18 protein-coding genes are annotated in these 18978 nt (G+C 70.7%); 14 read left to right on the top strand and 4 right to left on the bottom strand.

All coding sequences use genetic code 11. The features are described 5' to 3' along the window. Positions 1 to 163: 163 nt before the first annotated feature. From dnaK to O7626_RS33570, 7 genes are all read left to right on the top strand, one after another. A complete protein-coding gene (gene dnaK, locus O7626_RS33600) occupies positions 164 to 2050 on the top strand; it encodes a molecular chaperone DnaK (RefSeq protein WP_278065011.1) in 1887 nt (628 codons plus the stop codon). Between the two features lie 60 nt (positions 2051 to 2110). After that, the gene (grpE, locus tag O7626_RS33595) at positions 2111 to 3079 is read left to right on the top strand and encodes a nucleotide exchange factor GrpE (protein ID WP_278065010.1); all 969 of its coding nucleotides are present in this window, start codon (positions 2111 to 2113) and stop codon (positions 3077 to 3079) included. A gap of 140 nt (positions 3080 to 3219) precedes the next feature. Further along, complete coding sequence (gene dnaJ / locus O7626_RS33590) at positions 3220 to 4416, top strand: molecular chaperone DnaJ (RefSeq protein ID WP_278065009.1); 1197 nt, start codon at positions 3220 to 3222, stop codon at positions 4414 to 4416. Positions 4417 to 4500: 84 nt separating this feature from the next. Next, on the top strand, positions 4501 to 4893 hold the full coding sequence (locus O7626_RS33585) for a helix-turn-helix transcriptional regulator (RefSeq protein ID WP_278066436.1): 393 nt from the start codon (positions 4501 to 4503) through the stop codon (positions 4891 to 4893). A gap of 547 nt (positions 4894 to 5440) precedes the next feature. Then, positions 5441 to 6058 (top strand): DUF4360 domain-containing protein, encoded by a 618-nt coding sequence (locus O7626_RS33580; protein WP_278065008.1) that lies wholly within the window; start codon positions 5441 to 5443, stop codon positions 6056 to 6058. A gap of 254 nt (positions 6059 to 6312) precedes the next feature. Further along, positions 6313 to 6960: a DUF4360 domain-containing protein gene (locus O7626_RS33575; RefSeq protein WP_278065007.1), complete on the top strand. Its 648-nt coding sequence runs from the start codon at positions 6313 to 6315 to the stop codon at positions 6958 to 6960. 189 nt (positions 6961 to 7149) lie between these two features. Beyond that, positions 7150 to 7788 carry a DUF4360 domain-containing protein gene (locus O7626_RS33570; RefSeq protein ID WP_278065006.1) on the top strand — a complete coding sequence of 213 codons (639 nt, stop codon included), beginning with the start codon at positions 7150 to 7152 and terminating at the stop codon, positions 7786 to 7788. Positions 7789 to 8177: 389 nt separating this feature from the next. Here the strand turns inward: O7626_RS33570 and O7626_RS33565 are convergent, their stop codons facing one another. The 3 genes from O7626_RS33565 to O7626_RS33555 form a co-directional block, all read right to left on the bottom strand. Then, positions 8178 to 8609: a hypothetical protein gene (locus O7626_RS33565; protein WP_278065005.1), complete on the bottom strand. Its 432-nt coding sequence runs from the start codon at positions 8607 to 8609 to the stop codon at positions 8178 to 8180. Between the two features lie 198 nt (positions 8610 to 8807). Next, the gene (locus O7626_RS33560) at positions 8808 to 10010 is read right to left on the bottom strand and encodes a cation:proton antiporter (protein ID WP_278065004.1); all 1203 of its coding nucleotides are present in this window, start codon (positions 10008 to 10010) and stop codon (positions 8808 to 8810) included. Between the two features lie 5 nt (positions 10011 to 10015). After that, a complete protein-coding gene (locus O7626_RS33555) occupies positions 10016 to 10516 on the bottom strand; it encodes a cation:proton antiporter regulatory subunit (protein WP_278065003.1) in 501 nt (166 codons plus the stop codon). 256 nt (positions 10517 to 10772) lie between these two features. Here O7626_RS33555 and clpB point away from each other — a divergent pair, with 256 nt between their 5' ends. The 7 genes from clpB to O7626_RS33520 all read left to right on the top strand — a co-directional run bounded on the left by clpB (position 10773) and on the right by O7626_RS33520 (position 18015). After that, positions 10773 to 13364 (top strand): ATP-dependent chaperone ClpB, encoded by a 2592-nt coding sequence (gene clpB / locus O7626_RS33550; protein ID WP_278065002.1) that lies wholly within the window; start codon positions 10773 to 10775, stop codon positions 13362 to 13364. Between the two features lie 70 nt (positions 13365 to 13434). Next, the gene (locus O7626_RS33545) at positions 13435 to 13812 is read left to right on the top strand and encodes a hypothetical protein (protein ID WP_278065001.1); all 378 of its coding nucleotides are present in this window, start codon (positions 13435 to 13437) and stop codon (positions 13810 to 13812) included. 216 nt (positions 13813 to 14028) lie between these two features. Beyond that, positions 14029 to 14784: a hypothetical protein gene (locus tag O7626_RS33540; RefSeq protein ID WP_278065000.1), complete on the top strand. Its 756-nt coding sequence runs from the start codon at positions 14029 to 14031 to the stop codon at positions 14782 to 14784. Positions 14785 to 15149: 365 nt separating this feature from the next. Continuing rightward, the gene (locus tag O7626_RS33535; RefSeq protein WP_278066435.1) at positions 15150 to 15926 is read left to right on the top strand and encodes an SDR family NAD(P)-dependent oxidoreductase; all 777 of its coding nucleotides are present in this window, start codon (positions 15150 to 15152) and stop codon (positions 15924 to 15926) included. Positions 15927 to 16109: 183 nt separating this feature from the next. Further along, the gene (gene pyrE, locus O7626_RS33530) at positions 16110 to 16649 is read left to right on the top strand and encodes an orotate phosphoribosyltransferase (RefSeq protein WP_278064999.1); all 540 of its coding nucleotides are present in this window, start codon (positions 16110 to 16112) and stop codon (positions 16647 to 16649) included. A gap of 57 nt (positions 16650 to 16706) precedes the next feature. Further along, entirely contained in the window at positions 16707 to 17084 is a 378-nt protein-coding gene (locus tag O7626_RS33525; protein ID WP_007073957.1) for a metalloregulator ArsR/SmtB family transcription factor, read from the top strand. Between the two features lie 94 nt (positions 17085 to 17178). Then, a complete protein-coding gene (locus O7626_RS33520) occupies positions 17179 to 18015 on the top strand; it encodes a class II aldolase/adducin family protein (protein WP_278064998.1) in 837 nt (278 codons plus the stop codon). Between the two features lie 59 nt (positions 18016 to 18074). Here O7626_RS33520 and O7626_RS33515 read toward each other — a convergent pair whose 3' ends face one another. Further along, positions 18075 to 18785 (bottom strand): VTT domain-containing protein, encoded by a 711-nt coding sequence (locus O7626_RS33515; protein WP_278064997.1) that lies wholly within the window; start codon positions 18783 to 18785, stop codon positions 18075 to 18077. Positions 18786 to 18978 lie beyond the last annotated feature (193 nt).

Genomic DNA, 18978 nt, shown 5'->3' with positions numbered 1-18978 from the left:
GGTTGCGTCGATGTGACTCAAGTCCGACTTTGCAGCCTGGACGGATCGTGGCACTATTGAGTCCGGTCCACTCAACTTGCGGTGGGGTGCGCTGCGGGCGATGCCCGTTCTGCGCTGCGGGCGGTGCCCGTCACCTGCCTTGTAACGAAGCGAGGAAGCGAAGATGGCACGTGCGGTCGGAATCGACCTCGGCACGACGAACTCCTGCGTCAGCGTTCTTGAGGGCGGTGAGCCCACCGTCATCGCGAACGCCGAGGGCTCGCGGACGACTCCTTCGATCGTCGCGTTCGCCCGCAACGGCGAGGTGCTCGTCGGTGAGGTCGCCAAGCGTCAGGCGGTGACCAACCCGGACCGGACCATCCGGTCGGTCAAGCGGGAGATGGGCACCAACTGGTCCGTCGACATCGACGGCAAGAAGTACACCTCACAGGAGATCTCCGCCCGGACGCTGATGAAGCTCAAGCGGGACGCCGAGGCGTACCTGGGCGAGCGGATCACCGATGCCGTGATCACCGTCCCGGCGTACTTCAGCGACGCCCAGCGGACCGCCACCAAGGAGGCCGGGGAGATCGCCGGCTTCAACGTGCTGCGGATCGTCAACGAGCCGACCGCGGCGGCGCTGGCGTACGGGCTGGACAAGGGCTCCAAGGAGCAGACCGTCCTGGTCTTCGACCTCGGCGGCGGCACCTTCGACGTGTCGCTGCTCGAGTTGGCCGAGGGGGTCATCGAGGTCAAGTCGACGAGCGGTGACAACCACCTCGGCGGCGACGACTGGGACGAGCGGATCATCGACCACCTGGTGAAGACCTTCCGGGGTCAGCACGGCGTCGACCTGTCCCAGGACAAGATGGCGATGCAGCGGCTCCGCGAGGCGGCCGAGAAGGCCAAGATCGAGCTTTCCGCCGCCACCACCACCAGCATCAACCTGCCGTACATCACCGCCGGTCCGGCCGGTGGCGACGGCGCGCCGTCGGCGCCGCTGCACCTGGACGTGACGCTGACCCGGGCGGAGTTCCAGCGGATGACGCAGGACCTGCTGGACCGCTGCAAGGGCCCGTTCGACCAGGCGATCAAGGACGCCGGGGTCAAGGTCTCCGACGTCGACCACGTCATCCTGGTCGGCGGCTCGACCCGGATGCCGGCCGTCTCCGACCTGGTCAAGCAGCTCACCGGCCGGGAGCCGAACAAGGGCGTGAACCCGGACGAGGTCGTCGCGGTCGGCGCCGCGCTCCAGGCCGGCGTGCTCAAGGGCGAGGTCAAGGACGTCCTGCTGCTCGACGTGACCCCGCTGTCGCTGGGCATCGAGACCAAGGGCGGCATCTTCACCAAGCTGATCGAGCGGAACACCACCATCCCGACCAAGCGCTCCGAGGTCTTCACCACGGCCGACGACAACCAGCCGTCGGTGCTGATCCAGGTCTTCCAGGGTGAGCGGGACATCGCGGCGTACAACAAGAAGCTCGGCACCTTCGAGCTGACCGGCCTGCCGCCGGCCCCGCGCGGCGTGCCGCAGGTCGAGGTCACCTTCGACATCGACGCGAACGGCATCGTGCACGTCAACGCGAAGGACCTCGGCACCGGCAAGGAGCAGTCGATGACCATCACCGGCGGCTCGGCGCTGCCGAAGGACGACATCGAGCGGATGATGCGGGACGCCCAGGACCACGCCGACGAGGACAAGCGGCGCCGGGACGAGGCGGAGACCCGCAACCAGGCCGAGCAGCTCCAGTGGCAGACCGAGAAGTTCCTCGCCGAGAGCGGTGACAAGCTGCCGGCCGAGCCGCGTGACAAGATCAACGAAGCGCTCGGCGACCTGCGGTCCGCGCTCGGCGGGACCGACCTGGAGAACGTCAAGACGGCGCACGAGAAGCTGCTCAAGGTCTCCCAGGAGGCCGGCTCGATGCTCTACGCGCAGCAGCAGGCCGAGCAGGGTCAGCCGGGTCAGCCGGGTGCCGCCGGTGCGGGTCCAGAGGCCGGCCCGACCGGGGCCAAGGGTGGCGCCGACGACGTGGTGGACGCGGAGATCGTCGACGAGGACGACAAGAAGTGACGAGCCGTTCCCCGCGTACCCGGGCTGCTGGCCGCACGCACGATGGATCGAGGTAGTTGTATGACGGACAAGCCACGAGCCGCCGATCCGGAGTCCACCGGATCGGCGCCGGGTGGCTCGCCCGCCGGCCCCGCCTCGGGCACGGCCGGCGAGGGCGTCGTCATCCGGAACAACCGGAAGATCAACCTGACCGGCGACCAGCCGGCCTCCGGTGGCACCGACGGAGCCGGACTGGCGGCGAAGGACCCGAACCCGGATCCCGAGCCGCCGGGTGAGGTCGAGCCGGTGGTGGCCGCGGGCGAGGTGGACGACACCGCCTCGACCGGTGCCGCCGGCTCGGTCGACGACGCCGCGTCGGCCGACGGTGGGCCGGAGGTGGCGGACGACGTCACCACCGAGCCGGCCGAGGCGACCGCCGAGGACGCCGCCGACGCGACCGCCGACCCGGCCACTCCGGTGGTGGACGACACCGAACTCGCCGAGGTGCTGGCGGCCGAGCGGCCGTCCGGCACCGACGGTCCGGTGGTGGACGCCCCGGCCGCGCCGGTCTCCGAGGGCGCGGCCGACGTCGACGGGTCCGGCCCGCTCGGCGCCGAGCTGGGGGCACTCCGGGCCGACCTGGACGAGCGGACCCGGGACCTCCAGCGGGTGACCGCGGAGTTCGCCAACTACCGCAAGCGGATGGACCGGGAGCGGGCCAAGGACGTGGACCGGGCCACCCGGGTCGTACTCGCCGCGCTGTTGCCGGTACTCGACGACCTGGACCGGGCCCGCGAACACGGCGACCTGGTCGGGCCGTTCGGCACCGTGGCGGAGCAGTTGAGCACGGCGCTGGCCAAGTTCGGGCTCACCCCGTTCGGCGAGAAGGGTGACCCGTTCGACCCGAACCAGCACGAGGCGGTGGCGCACCAGACGTCGACCGAGGTCACCGAGCCGACCTGTGTGGAGGTGCTGCGGCGCGGCTACCAGGTCAACGACGCGCTGCTGCGGCCCGCGCTGGTCGCGGTGGCCGACCCGGAGCCGGAGTGAGCGCTGCGGCGCCGACAGGAATCGGACCGGAGCGAGGTTGAGCCGGTGCGTCGCGGTCGAGGTGCCCTCCGTACACCGCCCGTCGGGCGGGGTGCGGGCGGCACCTCGACCGCGCCACAGGGGAAGGGGGTGGACGACCGATGAGTTCCAAAGACTGGCTGGAGAAGGACTTCTACGCCGTGCTGGGGGTGGCCAAGTCCGCCTCTCCTGACGAGATCAAGAAGGCGTACCGGAAGCTGGCCAGGGAATCGCACCCGGACCACAACCCGGGCAACGCCGAGGCCGAGGAGCGGTTCAAGGCCGTCTCCGAGGCGTACGACGTGCTCTCCGACCCGCGTAAGCGCAAAGAGTACGACGAGATGCGCTCGCTCTTCGGCTCGGGCGCGTTCCGCCGCAACGCCCGGTCCGGCGGGCCCGGCGGCTATCCGTTCGACGTCTCCGACCTCTTCGGCGGGATGGGCGGCCAGCCCGGTGGCGCGGCCGGCGGGGACCGCCGGTTCGGTGCCGGGCCGGGCGGCTTCTCGGACCTGTTCAGTTCGATCTTTTCCGGCGGCGGTCCGACCCGGACCCGTGGCCCGGCCCGGGGCCGGGACGTGGAGGCCGAGGTCGTGCTCGACTTCGGCGACGCGGTACGCGGCGTCACGGTGCCGTTGACGTTGCGCGCTCCCGGGGTCTGCGACACCTGCCACGGCGACGGCGCCAAGCCGGGCACGCTGCCCCGCACCTGCCCGCAGTGCCGGGGGGCCGGGGTGGTCACCCGCAACCAGGGCTCGTTCAGCTTCTCCGAGCCGTGCCGGGAGTGCCAGGGCGTCGGCACGATCGTCGACGAGAAGTGCCCGGAGTGCCGGGGCAGCGGCGGAGTGACCAAGTCCCGCACGCTGAACGTCCGGTTTCCGGCCGGGGTGGCGGACGGCCAGCGGATCCGGCTCGCCGGCCGGGGTGAGCCCGGTGACCGGGGCGGGCCGCCCGGCGACCTGTTCGTCCTGGTCAAGGTCCGCGCGGACGATCTCTTCGGGCGCAGCGGCGACGACCTGACCCTGACCGTGCCGATCACCGTCGCGGAGGCGGTGCTCGGGACGGACCTGCGGGTGCCCACGCTGGATTCCGCGGTGACCCTGCGGGTGCCGCCGGGCACCCCGAGCGGCCGGACCCTGCGGGCCCGGGGCCGGGGGGTGGTCCGGCGGGACGGCCAGGCCGGCGACCTGCTGGTGACGGTGGAGATCGCGGTACCCGAGCAGCTCTCCCCGGAGGCCAGGAAGGCGCTGGAGGAGTTCGCCGCGCACACCCCGGCGGCGGAACGGGAACATCTCGACGCCCGGGTGCGTCGTTTCAACTGAGCTGTTGGCAACGCGGAGGTGATCAAGGTGGCCGAGGAGTACGTCGTCGTCTCGATCGAGCAGGCATCCGACGCCAAGGTTCTGATGATCTCGGTCGCGGCCCGGATGGCCGGCATGCACCCGCAGACCCTGCGCCAGTACGACCGGATGGGGCTGGTGCAGCCCGGGCGGGCTCCGGGCGGCGGGCGCCGGTACAGCGTCCGCGACGTCGCGCTGCTCCGCGAGGTGCAGCGGCTCAGCCAGGACGACGGGGTGAACCTGGCCGGCATCAAGCGGATCATCGTGCTGGAGCAGTTGGTCGACGAGCTCCAGCAGCGGATGGCCGGCCTACAGGCCGAGCTGGAGGCCGCCTATCGCCGGATCGCCGAGCTGGAGGCGCTGGGCGGGCTGCCCCGCCGGGACCTGGTGCCGACCAACCGGCCGTCCACCGCGCTGGTCGTGTGGCGGCCCCGCCGCGGCACGGCCCCGTCCGCCTGACGCCACCGCGCCCATCCGCATGACGCCACCGCGCCCATCCGCATGACGCCACCGGACCCGGCCGCGGCGGCAGAAGGGTACCGGCGGGTATCGCCAGGATCCGGGCATGCGTGACAGTTACCCCGGTGTTCTCGAAACCGATTACGCCGGGTGTTTCGGGAACATTACGCCCGATTCTCGAATCCAATAGGTAAGAGACTCGGAAACCATTACCCCGGGCGGGCCGGAAGGCTTCACCGTACATAGCGGGTGGTGACGGAACCCGCGGGCCCTGTCCGGTCGGCCGGATCGTTCCGTCGCACGCCCGGCAAGGTCATTAAGCGCCTCGCCGGTCCGGCCCGGTTCGGGTATGGGGGCGGGTCGCCGAGTCGTGTCCGGTGCCGCGCTCCGACGTGGCCCCGCGGATGCCTGTGAATGATCAGAAAGAACTGATCAACGGTTCATTGGAATGTGGGCGGTTACAAGATTGTTTAATTGACGACTATCTATGTTCTGACTATGGTGGGCTGCGGGCGCGACCGCATCGCGACGACCGGAAGGAACTAGCATGTCCAACGTGATGGCTGTCGGCGGAGTACTCGCGGCATTGTTTGCCCCGGCGGTAGCTACCGAGCCCGTGGTGACCCCCGCCGAGCGGATCACCATCAGTGTGGAGACCGTCAACGGCTCGGGCTGCCCGGCAGGAACCACCCAGGTCAGCACCGCCGCCGACAACACGGCCTTCACGGTCAGCTACAGCGACTATTACGTCCTGGCCGGTGCCGGGGCGAAGCCGACCGAGTTCAGGAAGAACTGCCAGCTCAATCTGCGGGTCCAGATTCCGGCGGGGCTCACCTTCGCGGTGTCCCAGGTGGAGATGCAGGGCTTCGCGTACCTCCAGCGGGGGGCCAAGGGTACGCAGCTCAACCACTACTACTTCATGGGTAGCTCTTCGACGGGCCAGCAGAGCCACGAGTTCAACGGGCCGTACGTCGGTGGCTTCCGCACCACCGACCGCGCCGCGTCGCTGGTCTACGCGCCGTGCGGCCAGGAACGCAATCTCAACATCAACACCGAGCTGCGGGTGGACGCCGGCGACTCCGAGAGCGGCACGAGCCTCATGGTGATGGATTCGAGTCGGGGCAGTGTGCGCAGCGTCTATCACCTGAGCTGGAAGGAGTGCTGACCGCACCGTCGTGAACGCGTCCCCTCGCGGCGGTCCGCAGGGTTAGCGCGAGTCAGGGCCCCCGGGTTGGTCCGATGGAATTGTTAATGTCCATCGAGCCTGACCCGGGGGCCCTTGCGTTTCTTGGGGCCGCCGACTACTTTCCACTTTTCGGACGATGGCGCATTCATCTTTACGACATTGACGAACATCAATAAAGCAAGTTAGGGTACCTGTGCGCGCGCAACATTATCGGCACGATCGGGAGGGAACCCATGATCAGTGTGCTGGCCATTGGCAGTCTCGTTGCCTCGCTGCTCGGCGGCTCGATTGTCATTCCGACGGATCCGCCCGTGGAACCGCCGGAAGAGAAGATTGTCATCGAGGTCATTACCATCAATGGTTCGGGTTGCCCGGCCGGCACCGCGGCCGTCGCGGTCGCCCCCGACAACACCGCCTTCACGGTGACGTACAGCGAGTATCTCGCCCAGGTCGGTGTCGGGGCGCGGCCGACCGACTCCCGGAAGAACTGTCAGTTGGCCCTCCAGGTGCACGTACCGGAAGGCTTCACCTACGCCATCCTGCAGGCCGACTACCGCGGCTATGCCTACCTGGCCAACGGTGCGACCGCGGTGTCGCGGGCGAACTACTACTTCCAGGGCTCTTCGCCGACGACGTACAAGAACCACAACTTCAGTGGTCCGCTGGACGACAGCTGGCAGACGACGGACACCTCCGAGCTGACCTCGGTCAGCTACGCGCCCTGCGGGGAGATGCGCTTCCTGAACATCAACACCGAACTGCGGGTGAACGTCGGTACGTCCAACCCGGCGACCACCACCAGTTTCATGGCGATGGACTCGACGGATGGTGCCATCAACACCATCTACCACTTCGCCTGGAAGAAGTGTCCGACCCCCTGACGTGGGCCCTCCGGGTTGGGATGCGGGAATCCGTTCCGGCATCCCAACCCTGAGGGCAGGGGCCCGCCCGCCGGGTCGCCCGGTCCGAAGGCGGGCACCGAAATAAGAGGGCATCCAGATCCATGGATGATTTCGATACATCGCGCGGGCAACGGCCCGCGCGACGGTAACCGAAGGGAGCCCCGGAAAATGTTGAACACGTTAGTCATCGGTGGTCTGGCAGCGTCGTTGCTGGGCCTGCCGGTACTCGGCGACCCGGTGCCGACCACGAACCCGCCGGCCGAACGCATCACGATGGAGGTCGTGACGGTCAACGGGTCGGGCTGCCGGCCCGGGACGGCGGCGGTCGCCACGGCGCCGGACAACACCGCCTTCACGGTGACCTACAGCGACTACCTGGCCCAGGCCGGTGCGGGCACCGCGCCGACCGACTTCCGGAAGAACTGCCAGCTCGTCCTCAAGGTGAACGTGCCGGGTGGCTTCACGTACGCGATCCGCCAGGCCGACTACCGCGGCTTCGCCCACCTCGAAAAGGGTGCCAGCGGCATGCAGCGGGCGAGCTACTACATCCAGGGCACGTCGCCGACGGCGGTCGAGTCGCACACCATCCCCGGCCCGATGAGTGACAGCTGGCAGACGACCGACGTCACGGACATGGCCGAACTGGTCTACGCCCCCTGCGGCGAGGTCCGGCTGCTCAACATCAACACCGAGCTGCGGGTGAACCGCGGGACGTCCAACCCGGCGACCACCAGCTTCCTGATGATGGACTCCACCGACAGCAGTGTCAGCACCACGTACCACTTCAACTGGATGCGGTGCGAGTAGGCGTCGCCGGGACCGGTCCCGGTGTGCACCTGACAGGGCTACATCCACGCGCACCGGTACGGCGTCCGCCGGCCGGCGTCGCGACCGTTCCACCGAAGAACACCGCTGGCGCTCGCAGAGGGCTTCGAGCGCCAGCTCTTCCTGTCCCCGACCTGTTCTGTCCCGGGTCGTCCTGTCCCCGGCTCGTCCCTGCCGTCGGCGAGCGGCCCACGCGCCGCTGCCCGGTTCCGCCCCGTCGCGGTCGCCAGCTCAGTAGCCTGACTGGTGGTGCGGCTGCCGCGGGTCCGCTGTCCTCGGACGAGGAGGCGGGCCCCGCCGTTGCGCCGGCACCGGTGGTGGCTGGTGGTCCGGGGTCCACGGGGGGTCCCGGCCCGCCGTGGCGACGTCGGTCAGCTCAGCCGGCGGGACTGCCGGACCAGGCCACCCTCACACCAGTCGCGGTAGTCGAAGAGGTCGGGCCTGGCCTGAAGCATCCGGGTGTTGTGCGCCCAGGTCACCATCGGCTCGTCGCCGAGCCGCTCGGCCTGCTCGACCAGCTTGCGCAACCGCCGCTTCGGATGGGCCTGGAACTTGGTCCGGATGCCGTCCGCCGCGTAGATGTAGAGGCAGTGCATCGCGAACCGGCGGGCCGGGCAGGACTGGTCCATCGCCAGCTCGAACAGCGTGCCGATCAGCCGGTCGCCGGAGACCAGCAGGTCCCAGTCCTTGGGCATCGTGTGCAGCGGCACCGAGTCCGGCTGGTAGGCCCAGGCTCGAAGTTCGGCCGGGGACGGGTCCACCGGGTTGGCAAAGCCCCGGAACGCGGAGTCCTGCACGCTCAACGGGCCGCCTTTCCGCTCGCGCGGCTGCCGGGCACCCCGGCCCCCGCAAGACCTGTGGCTACTGCGGCGACACGGTAACGCGCTGTTGCCAACCTGCGAAAGGGTCGCCAAGTGCTATTTCATCAACCCGTTACGCAGTCGTCGATCCGGCCGTACGGCGATCCCGGTATGTGGGGCGCGACGGGCGCCGCGCCCACCTCAGTCCGGTACGGGAGCCGGCGCCGGCCCACCGGCAGCGTTCCGGCGCAGCCACCGCTTGAACCACTCGAAATCGGGCAGCCGGGCCAGCATCGGCCCGGTCACCACGGTGATCAGCACGTACGCGGTGGCCAGCGGGCCGAGCTGCGGGTTGACCACGCTCGCGGTGACGGCAAGTCCGGCGATGACGATGGAGAACTCGCCGCGCGGCGCCAGGGTCAGTCCGGCCCGCCAGCGGCCCCGCGCCCCGATCCCGACCCGTTTGGCCGCCAGGTAGCCGGTCAGCACCTTGGTGGCCATGGTGACCACGGCCAGCGCCAGGGCGGGCAGCAGCACCGGCGGGATCGCCCGGGGGTCGGTGACCAGGCCGAAGAAGACGAAGAAGACGGCGGCGAAGAGGTCCCGCAGCGGCGAGAGCAGCTCGGTCGCGTTGTGCGCCACCGGCCCGGAGAGCGCTATGCCGACCAGGAACGCGCCGACCGCCGCCGACACCTGGAGCCCGGCCGCGATGCCGGCGACCAGCAGGGTCAGCCCGAGCACACCGAGCAGCAGCGCCTCCGGATCGTTGGCCGAGAGCATCCGGGAGATGAAGGTGCCGTACCGGATCGCCACCACCAGCACCAGCACCACGGTGAAGACCGCGACAGCCAGCGCGATGCCGCCGCCGAGCAGGCTCTTGCCGCTGAGGATCGCGGTGACCACCGGCAGGTAGAGCGCCATCGCCAGGTCCTCGATGACCAGCACGGAGAGGATCACCGGAGTCTCCCGGTTACCGATCCGGCCGAGATCGGCCAGCACCTTGGCGACCACGCCGGACGAGGAGACCCAGGTGACCCCGGCCAGCACGATCGCGCCGACCCAACCCCAGCCGAGCAGGAAGCCGAAGGCCGCACCGGGCAGGGCGTTGAGCAGGCCGTCGATCAGCCCGGCCGGTGCCGCCGCGCGCAGGTTGCCGACCAGTTCGCTGGCGGAGTATTCCAGGCCCAGCATGACCAGCAGCAGGATCACGCCGATCTCGGCGCCGACCTCGAAGAACTCCTCGCTGGCCGAGAGCGGCACCAGCCCGCCGTGCCCGAAGGCGAGCCCGGCGAGCAGGTAGAGCGGGATCGGTGAGAGGCCGATCCGCCGGCTCAGCCGGCTGAGCAGTCCCAGGGCGAGCAGCAGCGCGCCGACCTCGATGAGCAGGATTGTGGTGTGGTGCATACGCCTCAGCCGTCCGGATCGGTCTCGGCGAGGATCGCGGTGACACCGTCGAGTCCCTGACGGGTGCCGACCACGACCACGACATCGCCGGCCTCGAACCGGAAGGTCGGATCGGGTGAGGCGATCACCTCGCGTTCCCGGAGGACCGCGACGATGGATGCGCCGGTGCGGGTGCGGGTCTGCGTGTCGCCGAGGCGCCGGCCGACGTACCGGGAGCCGGCCGGGATGGCGATCTGCTCGGTGAGCAGCCCGGCCGCCTGCTGGCGCAGCCCGGAGAGCTGGCCCAGCATCAGGGAGGCGCCGAGGATGTCGGCCAGTGCCTCCGCCTCGTCGTCGGTGAGCGGGATGTCGGCGGTGCAGGAGTCGGGGTCGTCGGGGTCGTAGAGCACCAGATCCCGTCGGCCGTTGCGGTGCGTGACCACACCGAGTCGCCGTCCGGAGGTGGTCACCACGTCGTGACGTACGCCGATGCCTGGCAGCGCCGTCTGCTCCACACGTACTCGCACGTAACCAACCGTACCCGTACGTCGATCGAGGGCTGGTACCGGCTTCGGATGGCGGAGCCGGGTGGAACCGCCCCGTCACGGCCGGCGGCGGGACCCGGAGGGTGTGACTGACGTCATAGCCGTAGAGTTGAGTGGAATAGACTCAACTCTGGTTGTGTCGTTCCTACTGGAAGTGGTGCCGCCGGCGACGGCGACACCGCCCGCCACGCTGCCGATGCCGGACCGTGCCACGGCCGGCGGACCGTATTGGGAGCCCATGAACGCCGAACGTCTCACCACGAAGAGCCGCGAAGTCATCACCGGCGCCGTCGCGACGGCGAACCAGCGCGGCCACGCCACCGTCGAACCGTGGCACCTGCTGCTCTCCCTGCTGGACACCGGGGGGTCCACCGCGGCCGGGCTGCTGCGGGCGGTCGGGGCGAATCCGGCCGACATCCGGCGGGCCGCCGCGCGGGCCGTGGAGAACCAGCCGGCCGCCCGGGGATCCAGTGTCGCCGAGCCGAGCCTGGCCCGCGAGTTCGTCAACGCGATCGGCGCGGCCGAGCAGATCGCCCGGCCGCTCGGCGACGAGTACACCTCGACCGAGCACCTGCTGGCCGGGCTGGCCCGGGTCGGCGGCGCGGTCGCCGACACCCTCAAGCGGGCCGGCGCCACCGAGGACAACCTGGTCGCCGCCTTCCCGGCGGTACGCGGCGGCGACCGCCGGGTCACCACCGCCGACCCCGAGCAGACCTACCGGGCGCTGGAGAAGTACGGCGTCGACCTGACCGCCAGCGCCCGGGACGGCAAGATCGACCCGGTGATCGGCCGGGACGCCGAGATCCGCCGGGTCATCCAGGTGCTCTCCCGGCGTACCAAGAACAATCCGGTGCTGATCGGCGAGCCCGGCGTCGGCAAGACCGCGATCGTCGAGGGGCTGGCCCAGCGGATCGTCGCCGGTGACGTCCCCGAGTCGCTGCGGGACAAGTTGCTGGTCTCGCTCGACCTCGGCGCGATGGTCGCCGGTGCGCAGTACCGGGGGCAGTTCGAGGAGCGGCTGAAGTCCGTGCTGGAGGAGATCAAGAACTCCGACGGCCAGGTCATCACCTTCCTCGACGAGCTGCACACGGTGGTCGGCGCCGGCAAGGGCGAGGGCTCGATGGACGCCGGCAACATGCTCAAGCCGATGCTGGCCCGGGGCGAGCTGCGGATGGTCGGCGCGACGACGCTCGACGAGTACCGCGAGCACATCGAGAAGGACCCGGCGCTGGAGCGGCGCTTCCAGCCGGTGCTGGTCGGCGAGCCCACCATCGAGGACACCATCGGCATCCTGCGCGGCCTCAAGGAGCGCTACGAGGTGCACCACGGGGTACGCATCACCGACGCCGCCCTGGTCGCCGCCGCCTCGCTCTCCGACCGGTACATCACCGACCGGTTCCTGCCGGACAAGGCGATCGACCTGGTCGACGAGTCCGCCTCCCGGCTCCGGATGGAGATCGACTCCCGGCCCACCGAGGTCGACGAGATCGAGCGGGCCGTCCGCCGGCTGGAGATCGAGGAGATGGCGCTGGCCAAGGAACCCGACCCGGGCTCGGCCGAGCGGCTGGCACGGCTCCGCAGGGAGCTGGCCGACAAGCGCGAGCAGCTCACCGCGCTCAGCGACCGGTGGAAGCTGGAGAAGGAGCACATCACCCGGATCTCGACGGCCAAGGAGGAGCTGGAACGGCTCGGCGGCGAGGCCGAGCGGGCCGAGCGGGACGGCGAGCTGGAACGCGCCGCCGAGCTGCGCTACGGCCGGATCCCCGAACTCCAGGCCACGCTGACCCGGGCCGAGGGCGAACTCGCCGGGCTACAGGCCGACGGGGCGATGCTCAAGGAGGAGGTCGGCGCCGACGACATCGCCGCGGTGGTCGCGGCCTGGACCGGCATCCCCGCCGGCCGGCTGATGGAGGGCGAGACCGCCAAACTGCTCCGGATGGAGTCGTCGCTCGGCGCCCGCGTGGTCGGCCAGGCCGAGGCGGTGGGTGCGGTCTCCGACGCGGTACGCCGGGCGCGGGCCGGTGTCGCCGACCCGGACCGCCCCACCGGCAGCTTCCTCTTCCTCGGCCCGACCGGCGTCGGCAAGACCGAGCTGGCCAAGGCACTCGCCGAGTTCCTCTTCGACGACGAGCGGGCCATGGTCCGGATCGACATGAGCGAGTACGCCGAGAAGCACTCGGTGGCCCGGCTCGTCGGCGCCCCGCCCGGCTACGTCGGGTACTCCGAGGGCGGCCAGCTCACCGAGGCGGTGCGTCGGCGGCCGTACTCGGTGATCCTGCTGGACGAGGTGGAGAAGGCCCACCCGGACGTCTTCGACGTACTGCTCCAGGTGCTCGACGACGGTCGGCTCACCGACGGCCAGGGACGTACCGTCGACTTCCGCAACGCCATCCTGGTCCTCACCTCCAACCTCGGCTCGGCGGTGCTCTCCGACCTGACGCTGGGCGAGCAGGAGCACCGGGAGGCGGTGCTGGCGGTGGTCCGCTCGCACTTCAAGCCGGAGTTCCTCAACCGGCTCGACGACATCGTGGTCTTCGCCTCGCTGACCGGGCAGGAACTGCGCGGGATCGTGGACATCCAGCTCGACCGGCTGCGGCGGCGGCTCGCCGACCGGCGGCTCGGCCTGGACGTCACCGACGAGGCCCGGACCTGGCTGGCCGAGCACGGGTACGACCCGATCTACGGCGCCCGGCCGCTGCGCCGGCTGGTGCAGTCGGCGATCGGCGACCGGCTGGCGAAGGCGCTGCTGGCCGGCGAGGTGCGCGACGGCGACACCGTGCGGGTCGACCTGGCGGACAGCAAGGAGTCGCTTACCGTCGTGCGGGTCTGAGCACCGGTCGACGGTCGTCGTTGACGCGGCCGGCGAGCGCTCCGGGCCGCGGCGGGTGACCATGGGTGGCATGAGCGAGTTTCCGGGAGAGCGCGAAGACCTGACGACGGCGGTACGCGAGCTGGCCGACGCCGACGTGGTCGCGTTCGGCGGGGTGGGTCTCGCGGGCCAGGTGCTGGTGCCGACCGAGGCGTACCGGACCGTGGAGGCGGCACTGCCGGACCGGGGTGCGGAGATCCGTCCCCGGCTGACCTGGTTGCTGGCTAACGGCTCGGCAGCCGGCAAGGCGTACGCGGCGACGCTGCTGGACCGGCTGGACCCGGCGGCCGCTCGGGAAGCCTGGCGGGGACTGCTGGACGACCGGGCCGAGCTGACCACCTTCAGCGGCTGCCTGATGGACCAGACCACCCTCGGTGAGTACGCCGCCGCCCGGCTCGGCCAGGACTGACCGCCGGCCGCCCGGCTCGGGCAGGGCCGACCGCCCTGCCCGCGCGCTGTCCCGGCCGGCCGGCGGCCGGGACCGGCGGCGGTTCAGCCCTGGTCTACGGGACGCGAACCGATACGGTGGTCCGGAATAACCGACTTCCGCTCCGGGAACATTCGATCCGCACAACCGATCCCGGGGAACCCCGATCCGGGGACCCGAGCCAGGAAAAGGAGAGTCGTGTCGGAACCAGCGAATCCCGCGCCGACCGCGAGGCCGCGCCCGGGCACCGTCACCAACGCGAGTTACCTGCTCTATCTTGCGGCCGCCCTGATCGCCGTCCTCGCGGCGGTCAGCTTCGCCACCGTCGGAACCGTCTCCACCGTCTACCGCGAGGCGTACGCCGGTAGTGACCTCGAGGGCGCCGACGGCTTCATCGTCGGCACCACCGTGGTCAGCGCCGTCCTGCAACTGCTGGTCGCCATCGCACTGGTGGTGCTGGCCCTGCTGAACAACCAGGGCCGCAACGGCGCCCGGATCGCCACCTGGGTGGTCGCCGGTCTCGGGGTCTGCTGCACCGGCCTCGGTGCCGGCGGCTCGGCCTTCTCCGGGATGGGCGCCGGCGGCGGCTCCACAGGGGACGTCCCGGATCCGGCCGAGGTGCAGCGCCGGCTGGAGGCGGAACTGCCCTCCTGGAGCGGGCCGCTCACGCTGATCTGCTCGATCGTCGCGCTGCTGGCGCTGATCGCCGCGATCATCCTGCTCGCGCTGCCCGCGTCGAACGAGTTCTTCCGCAAGCAGCCGGCCGGCGTGGATCCGGCACTGCCGGGTGCGGCCTACCCGGGGCAGCCGACCGGGGAACCTGGATATCCGCAGTACCCGCCGGCCGGGCAGCAGCCGGGCGCCGGCACCGATCCCGGGTACCCGCCGTCCGGGCAGCCGCCGTCGAACCCGCCGGGCAACCCCCCGACCCCGCCCAACCCGCCGTCGAGCTGAACTCCCGCAGCACCGAGGATCCCCCGGTCGGCCCCGGCCGCCGGGGGATCCGGCTTTCCGGCGTACCGGCCGACGCCGCGCGGCCCTGGCGGGGCCGCGGACGGCCGGGCAGCTCCGGTACCCCGGCACGGCTTTTCCGATTCCGGAGGCTCGGCTACCTTGTGGGAGCGGTGGCGCCGGTCGGGGCAGTCCCGGGTGCCGCCGCTCCGGTGGAACGCGCGCCGCGGCCCACCTCGACGGCTACCGTCGACCGCCGTACGCCCGCGAAGTCGTCGAGGTGAGTGAGGAAGCCAGTGGCCGCAGCCGTTCCCCCGCCCGGCACCGGACCGGGCACCGGGGCGGACCGGAACGGCAGCCGTCGTGCCCTGGTCACCGGCGCCACGGCCGGGATCGGCGCCGCGTTCGCCCGCCGGCTCGCCGCGGACGGCTACGACCTGTTGCTGGTGGCCCGGGACGGCGAGCGGCTGGCGGCCACCGCCGCGGAACTGGCCGCCCGGCACGGCAACCGGATCGAGGCGCTCTCCGCCGACCTGGCCGACGACGATGGGTGCGGTGCGGTCGAGGAACGGCTCTCCGACGCTTCGGCGCCGGTCGACATGCTCGTCAACAGCGCGGGAATCAGCCTGAACCGGTCCTTCCTGCGCTCGACGGTTGCCGACGAGTCCCGACTGCTCCGGCTGAACGTGCACGCGGTGCTCCGACTGACCCTCGCGGCCCTGCCCGGGATGACCGAGCGGCGCCACGGGGCAGTGATAAATGTCTCTTCCGTTGCCGGGTTCGGCCCGGTCATGCCCGGGTCGACGTACCCGGCGAGCAAGGCGTGGGTGACGAACTTCAGCGAGTCGGTGGCCCAGTCCGTCCGGCCGACGGGCGTACGCGTGATGGCGCTCTGCCCCGGCTACACCCGTACCGAGTTCCACGACCGGGCCGGGATCAACATGTCGACGACGCCGGACTGGTTGTGGCTGCGGGCCGACGACGTGGTCCGGGACGCCCTTCGTGACCTGGATCGGGACCGTCTGGTGAGCGTCCCGGACTGGAAGTACAAGGTGGCGGTCTTCGGCATGCGGCACACGCCGGGCCGGCTCTGGCGGGCGGTGGCCAGGGACGCCCGCGGGCGTACCGGTCGGGAAAACTTGTAATCCGGGGGACCCTCGCCGGTCCCGCACTCCGCCGGACGGGCCGACGACGCCCGGACGCGGACAAGATTCAGTGCGGAGAGTAGCCGATTTCCCGGCTCATCGGCCACCGTCAGACCGACGCGAACGGCCATCCTCCCGGGTCGGCCATTCGGCTCTCACCTTGGCGCAGTACCCTTACCGGCCATGGGCGACCACGACGACCTGCGTAAATTCATCACTGACCTGGCCGTCGTACACGGCCGGGTGGTGCTGTCGTCCGGTCGTGAGGCGGACTGGTACGTCGATCTGCGGCGCGTGACCCTGCATCACGCGGCGGCACCTTTGGTCGGTCGAGTCATGCTGGACCTCACGAAGGACTGGAACTACGACGCGGTTGGCGGCCTGACGTTGGGTGCGGACCCGATCGCCGTGTCGATGTTGCACGCCGCTTCGGCGGCGGCGCGTCGACTCGACGCATTCGTGGTGCGCAAGGCCGGCAAGACGCACGGGTTGCAGCGCAGGATCGAGGGTCCGGAGGTGAGTGGTCGCCGGGTGTTGGCGGTGGAGGACACCTCTACCACGGGAGGCAGTGTGCTCACCGCGGTGGAGGCGTTACAAGAGGCCGGAGCCGAGGTCGTGGGCGTGGCGGTTATCGTTGATCGTGGGGCGGGCGACGCCGTACGAGCCACCGGATTGCCATACCGGGCAGCCTATACGTTGGCTGACCTCGGCCTTGTGGCCTAAAAGTTTGCCGATTCGGATCTGCTGATATGCAGCCGGGTCGATGCTGCTGGTGGAAGGATGGAATACGTGGGAACTGCGTTGGCCGAAATGACTATGCCTCAGATCTCGCCGCTTGCCGGCGAGCCGATCGAGCGAGCCGATGCTGAGCGGCTGGCAGGGGTCCTCAAGGCCCTTGCCGACCCCGCCCGGCTGCGGCTGCTCAGCCTGATCCAGTCGGCACCGGAGGGCGAAGCGTGCGTGTGTGACCTCACCGCGCCGCTCGGCCTCTCCCAGCCGACGGTCAGCCACCACCTCCGCATCCTCACCGAAGCCGGCTTGCTGGAGCGGGAGAAGCGGGGCGTGTGGGCCTACTACCGGTTGGTGCCGACGGCGATCGCCACGATCGCCGACCTGCTGACCCCGCCGCGTAAGCGGGCCACCAAGAAGGCCCGCTGAGTCAGCGTCCGGCCCGTCTGGTGTCCCGCCCGCACAGGGCGGCGCCAGACGGTCCAGCCGCTGCTCAGGCGGTGGGGTGGGGCGGGCTCCACGCGTGAACTATCTCCGCGGAGACCTGCGGGATCAGCTCGCGTACGTCGGACGGGAGGTCGTCCGGACCGGTCTGGTGACCGGCTCCGGCGGCAACCTGTCCGCCCGGATGCCCGACGGCGATTCCTGCTGGGTGACCGCTCGCGGCACCTGGCTGGACCGGCTTGACCTTACGTCCTTCGTCCGTGTCCGCATATCGGACGGGTCGGTCCTCGCGGACCACCCGGGACGGCCGGACGAGTCGCTCCGCTCCGGAGAGCCGCCCGCGAACGCCGGCCCGGCACAGCCGAGCCGGCCGACCGGGCAGGCCGGACCGGGCGGTGGCACCCCGGGCGGTACGACGCTGCCCGCGCAACGGCCTCCGGACGGCGCCTGCCGCTGCGCGCCGGCCGTCGACGCGCGGGAGATCCTGCCGACCAGCGAGTTGGAGCTGCACCTCGCCACCTACCGGGTCCGGCCGGACGTCAACGCGATCGTGCACCTGCACCCGCAGACCGCGCTGCTGCTCGACGCGCTCGGCGAGCGGATCCGGCTGGTCACCACCGACCACGGCTTCTACCTGCGCCGGGTCGCCCGGGTGCCGTTCCGGCTGCCCGGCAGCACCGAACTGGCCGGGTTGGCCGCCGAGGCGACCCGGGACGGCACCAACTGCCTGGTGCTGAGCCGGCACGGCTGCTCGGTGCTGGCCGACAGCGTGGAGCTGGCGCACAAGCGGGCCGCCAACCTCGAGGAGGCGGCCCGGCTGACCTACCAGGCGCTCGTCGCCGGGCGGCTGTCCGGGTTGCCGGAGCTGCCCGCCGAGTTCCTGGCCCGGATCGAGGGCGGCGCGACCAGCGTGTGACCGGCCGCGCGCCTGCCCTCCGTGCTGCTGCGCGTGTGTGCGGAAAGGCGTCCAGCCGGTCAGTAGCCCTGGCGGTGCCGCTGCGCCTCCTGGGCGGCGTGCTCCAGCTCGGACCGCTCGGCCGGGGTGGTGCCGCGCTTGGCGGCCAGCCGGGCCCGGAGCAGCTCGATGATGATCGGGACCACCGAGACGAAGACGATGCCGATCAGGATCATCTCGATGTTCGCCTTGACGAACGGGATCTGGCCGAGGAAGTAGCCGAGGACGGTGACCCCGGTGCCCCAGAGGATGCCGCCGATCACGTTGTAGATCACGAAGGTGCGGTAGCGCATTCCGCTGACCCCGGCGACGATCGGGGTGAAGGTACGGACGATCGGCACGAACCGGGCCAGCACCACCGATCGGGCGCCGTACTTCTCGAAGAAGTCGTGCGCCTTGAGCAGGTTCTCCTGCTTGAACAGCCGCGAGTTCGGGCGGCGGAACAGCGCCGGGCCGACCTTCTTGCCGAACGCGTACCCGACCTGGTCACCGGCGATCGCGGCGATCGTGATCAGCAGGCAGACCAGCCACAGCGGGTAGGTGATGTGGCCGTCGGCGGTCAGCAGACCGGCGGTGAAGAGCAGCGAGTCGCCGGGCAGGAAGAAGCCGATCAACAGGCCGGACTCGGCGAAGACGATGGCCAGGATGCCGAGCAGCCCGAAAGTCGAGATCAACCACTCCGGATCCAGCCAATCCGGACCCAGGGCCAGCGTGGTGGTGGGCGTCGGCACGAGGAGACCTCCGGAACTCTCGGCATGGCGCGGTGAGGGGGCCGCCAGCGGCGGCGGCTGCCATGGCACGGTGGCGGGTACCACAGCAGTCTAGGCGGACGTTCCCGGCAGCCGCCGCGCGATGCCGGCCCCGGGCGTACCGGGAACGGACCGGACGGCCCTTTTCCGGCACGCCTGCCCTGCTCGGGCAACT

Source organism: Micromonospora sp. WMMD1102, from assembly GCF_029626265.1.
Taxonomy (GTDB): domain Bacteria; phylum Actinomycetota; class Actinomycetes; order Mycobacteriales; family Micromonosporaceae; genus Plantactinospora.
The sequence above is the reverse complement of the archived record's forward strand: the minus strand, read 5'-3'. Positions and strand labels throughout refer to the sequence as shown.